The organism is Sphingomonas sanguinis NBRC 13937 (assembly GCF_001591005.1).
Taxonomy (GTDB): Bacteria; Pseudomonadota; Alphaproteobacteria; order Sphingomonadales; family Sphingomonadaceae; genus Sphingomonas; species Sphingomonas sanguinis.
The window spans coordinates 1-3,895 of record NZ_BCTY01000094.1 but is presented as its reverse complement, the minus strand read 5'-3'; the positions used below and the strand labels follow the sequence as shown (position 1 = coordinate 3,895).

Sequence of the window (3,895 nt, the reverse complement as noted above, 5' to 3'; positions counted from 1 at the left end):
TGTGGCTTTCAGCGGTAAATGTCACGAATGTCAGCACTAGGTGACGCCGATGACGAGGGTGCTGCGGGCGGCTTCCACGACATCCTCGCTGATGGTTGCGAGGCCGTTGATCTTCAGCACGCGCTCGATCTGCACGAACAGGCGGTGCAGTAGCCGGAAATTGCCACCTGTGATCCGAACGATGGCCGCGACCGCTTGCGCGTCGGTGAAATCGGCGTCGTCGAGGGCAAGGCCGAGGTCGCGCCAGCGGCGGGTCAGCACGAAGGTCAGCTCCGCATCCTGCAACGGCCGATATTGGTGGGCGAAGCCGACCCGGCTGAAGAGCTGGGGATAGCGCGCCATGCGCTTTTCGATACCGGGCATCCCGATCAGGATGAGCCCGATCCCCTGCCGATCGAACACGTCACGCATGTATTCCAGCGCCGTCGTCGACAGGCGCTCGGCTTCATCGACGATCACCATTTCGACGTAGCGGGTATGACGACTGACATAACGGACCTGTCCGACTTTCTGAGGCCGGACGTGTTCGTCGATGCAATGGTCCACTCGGTCGAGCAGCCGGGGCAGATCCTGCCGCAGTTCGCGCAACGTGCTGCCGACCGAAGGTGTGTAGAAAACCGCACGTGCCTGAGCGAGGTGGGCATAGATTTCCAGGTCGGATGGATCGCGTGGTCCCCAAACGGTGAGCAGGGGCGCAGCCTTGTGCCATCGGGCATACCGGCAGGCCGAGAGCGTTTTGCCGACGCCCGCTGGGCCATGACACAGGCCGATGTAGCGATGCTTCCGAACGGCGTCGGCGAACTCGATGAAGCGGCGGTGCTCTTGGGTCGAGATGAAGCTGGTCGCGCGCGTACTGCCGGCGGTCATCAGTCGCCCTCATAATAGGTGCGTAGCTTCGGCCGGCTTGGTGGCGGCGCCGGAGTCGCTGCGGAGACCGGCGCCAATTCAGGCAATCGCGCCGGTTTCGCGATCGGAGCCGGAGTGCGCAGGATCGCTGGAAGATAGTCTATAACGCTCGATTGCTTCTCCCTGATCTCCTGCCGCAGGCGACGCCGATGCGCGATCCGCGCCGCCTGGATGTCCTTTAGGGTGACACTGTTCGCGGCATGATCCGCATCGATCGCCCGGCACAGGAACACGTTGCGATGGAACACGCGGACTTCGCCCATGTCGCGGGGGTCGTAGCGGATCGTCACCGGCTCGCCGACGTAGGCTGCCAGCGTCGGATCGAAGTAGCGCAATCCCTCGAAGCGGATGCCGTCGCGGTGAACGGTGCGGGGCTTGGCGACCATGACCAGCAGCATGTCCAGTTCGGCAAGCGTCTCCGGCATCCGGGGCAACCAGCCATCGCCCCGCCATGCGGCTATCGGTGCCGCCCCGATCGAACGGTGGGGACGCGCATTATAGGTCGAGATGATCCAGGCGCCGATCGCCGCGTCCAGTTCGGCCAGTGAAAGGGCCGGTGGGGATACCGTCTTGCCGGCGCGCAGGTTGCCGGGGAGTTCGGCCAGCAGTTCGGTGTTGATGGTCCGGAACAGCCGCTCGATCTTGCCACGCCCCTGCGGACGGGCGACGGCTGAGTAGATCAGCCTGATACGCAGATCGGCCGCGGCCTGTTCGAGGTGGAGGCTGGTGAAGTCCGATCCGTGATCGACGTGCAGCACATCGGGAATGCCGCACACCGGCCATGCCGGATCGGCCTTGCGCCAGATGGCCTGGCGCAGCGCGAGCGACGTATTGAGCGCGGATGGCGCGCCGAGAAACACCATGTAGCCTGCGATCACGCGGGAATGATCGTCCACCACCGTCGTCAGCCACGGCCGTGTCGGCCTGCCACGAGCATCGAGGATGAGGATGTCGAGTTCGGTGTGGTCGGCCTGCCAGATCGCGTTCGGGCGATCGGCGCGATGACGATGGACCATCTCGTATTTGTCGCGGAAAGCGGCAGCGCCCTCATGCGCGAGCGTCAGCATCGCAGGATCGATCCGGCGCACGATATCGCGAACGCTGCCGTAGGACGGCGTGTGCCATCCATATTCGCTAGCGACATGCACAACGCGACGATGGATGGTTGCGATCGAGGCCGGCGGCTTCGTCAGCGCCATGCCCTGGATCAGTTGGACCAGACCGTCCGGGAACGTCCGTGTGCCAGCTTCCGGACGAAGCGGCCGCGCGAGGCCCATTGGACCGTTGGCGGTATAGCGAGCGAGCCATCGCTGGACGGTGCGCAGCGAAACACCGGCATCGGCCGCGACTTTGGCCAGCGACGCGCCACCATGCAGATGGGCGCGAAGTGCCGCCATTCGCCGCGCCACCTCCGCGCCTCCTGTCTCCGATCTTCGACCATCCGCCATGGTGATCGCCCCCTGTCCGATAGAGGATCGTTCAGCGGACTCGGCCGGTCGATCTCCAACAGCACGGAAAGCGGCCGAAAGCCGAGTCTCACATAGATGGTACCATATGTTTTGCGGTGATGGGGCCTTATACGTTACACTCCGGCTATGACGCACACGCTGATCGGCTATGCCCGCTGCTCGACCGACAAACAGGACCTTGCCGCCCAGCATGACGCGCTGCTCAAGCTCGGGGTGGCGGCCGATCGCATCTACACCGACAAGGGGCTCACCGGCACGAACCGGGATCGCCCCGGCCTCGACCAAGCACTAGCCGCAGTACGAAGCGGCGACACGCTGGTAGTGCCCAAGCTTGACCGGCTCGCGCGATCAGTTCCGGACGCGCGCGCGATCGGGGACGGCCTTGCTGCCCGTGGGGTGAAGCTACAGCTTGGTGCCAGCGTCCACGATCCGGCTGACCCGATGGGTAAGCTGTTCTTCAACATCCTTGCCACCTTTGCCGAGTTCGAGGCGGACCTCATCAAGCTCCGCACCCGCGAGGGCATGGCGGTCGCCCGCGCTAAGGGGAAGCTGCGTGGGAAGAAGCCCAAGCTGTCCGATCGGCAGCAGAAGGAGCTTCGTCGCATGTACGATACCGACGACTACTCGATCAGCGACCTCGCCGAGCTGTTCTCGATTTCCCGGCCGACCGTTTATCGAACGCTCGGCAGGCATGCTGCCACAGCGGCGGCAGCGGCATGAATCTCACCGAACAACAAGATGCGAGTAGTGCTCGCCGCTTCGACTTCATCCTTCGCCAAGGGCTGTGGCTGGTTTCACTTCTAGCATCCATCACGCTGCCCGTTGTTTACTTTTCACGTCCGTTTGCGCCGGTTACACCCGGCCTCACCAGTATTCTCGGTTGGGGTAGCCTCTTAGGCGTGATAGCTGGCTTGGGGGCTGCGGCTTTTTATGTTCCTCTGATGCGGCGTCAGTCTACCATTGGCCGCATCGGTTATTGGCTTACCTCGGCCATGATGGGTGCTTTCGCCGGTTGGGCAGCACTGGGTCTGCTGAATGACCGTGGTGGCACCCCTCTCGGAGATGTCGAACTGCCGATCGCCCGCGTCGAGCAGGCAGGTGATCAGTTCAGCATTTATACTATGCTACCTTCCTCACCCTCAAATATTATGCGGATATCATCGACCGAAATCATTGGCCTTCCTGTTGCCGGCCAATGCCTGTTCGGCAGATTGCGACGTGGTCTGTTCGCGGCTTCCTGGCTGTCGCGCCTTTCGGTTACGTCATGTTCGGCAAAGCGAGGTGAAGCAGGAACGAACGTGCTGATGCCGATAAATCGATGGATGGACTGGCGCTGGCACAAACCACGATCCTTCAGGCTGGACGGATCTCACCAAGCCTATGATGAGGCCCTTCCTCAGAGCGCAACGTGCCGGACCGAGCGGGAAAGCTGGCTTTATCAGTGCTTCCCCAAAGGAGCAGGCCGCAGGAGGCGACAATCAGTGATGTCACTTCGTGACATTTACCGCTGAAAGCTACAC

General features: G+C 62.7%; 4 protein-coding genes. 2 read left to right on the top strand and 2 right to left on the bottom strand.

Annotated features, from left to right (window positions below; genetic code table 11):
- Positions 1 to 36 precede the first annotated feature (36 nt).
- Both SSA01S_RS18580 and SSA01S_RS18575 read right to left on the bottom strand, forming a co-directional pair.
- The gene (locus SSA01S_RS18580) at positions 37 to 867 is read right to left on the bottom strand and encodes an AAA family ATPase (protein WP_007406871.1); all 831 of its coding nucleotides are present in this window, start codon (positions 865 to 867) and stop codon (positions 37 to 39) included.
- Positions 867 to 2,354 (bottom strand): TnsB C-terminal domain-containing protein, encoded by a 1,488-nt coding sequence (locus SSA01S_RS18575; RefSeq protein ID WP_052811639.1) that lies wholly within the window; start codon positions 2,352 to 2,354, stop codon positions 867 to 869. The genes SSA01S_RS18580 and SSA01S_RS18575 overlap by 1 nt, the downstream gene beginning before the upstream one ends.
- A 147-nt stretch (positions 2,355 to 2,501) precedes the next feature.
- Between SSA01S_RS18575 and SSA01S_RS18570 the strand changes: the two genes are divergently transcribed.
- Both SSA01S_RS18570 and SSA01S_RS19735 read left to right on the top strand, forming a co-directional pair.
- Entirely contained in the window at positions 2,502 to 3,095 is a 594-nt protein-coding gene (locus SSA01S_RS18570; protein ID WP_007406866.1) for a recombinase family protein, read from the top strand.
- Complete coding sequence (locus tag SSA01S_RS19735) at positions 3,092 to 3,886, top strand: hypothetical protein (protein ID WP_156477958.1); 795 nt, start codon at positions 3,092 to 3,094, stop codon at positions 3,884 to 3,886. Before SSA01S_RS18570 ends, SSA01S_RS19735 begins: the two co-directional genes overlap by 4 nt.
- Positions 3,887 to 3,895 lie beyond the last annotated feature (9 nt).

Coding starts and splice junctions, on each gene's coding strand:
- SSA01S_RS18580 (WP_007406871.1), bottom strand. CDS start 867: ATGACCGCCGGCAGTACGCGCGCGACCAGCTTCATCTCGACCCAAGAG.
- SSA01S_RS19735 (WP_156477958.1), top strand. CDS start 3,092: ATGAATCTCACCGAACAACAAGATGCGAGTAGTGCTCGCCGCTTCGAC.
- SSA01S_RS18575 (WP_052811639.1), bottom strand. CDS start 2,354: ATGGCGGATGGTCGAAGATCGGAGACAGGAGGCGCGGAGGTGGCGCGG.
- SSA01S_RS18570 (WP_007406866.1), top strand. CDS start 2,502: ATGACGCACACGCTGATCGGCTATGCCCGCTGCTCGACCGACAAACAG.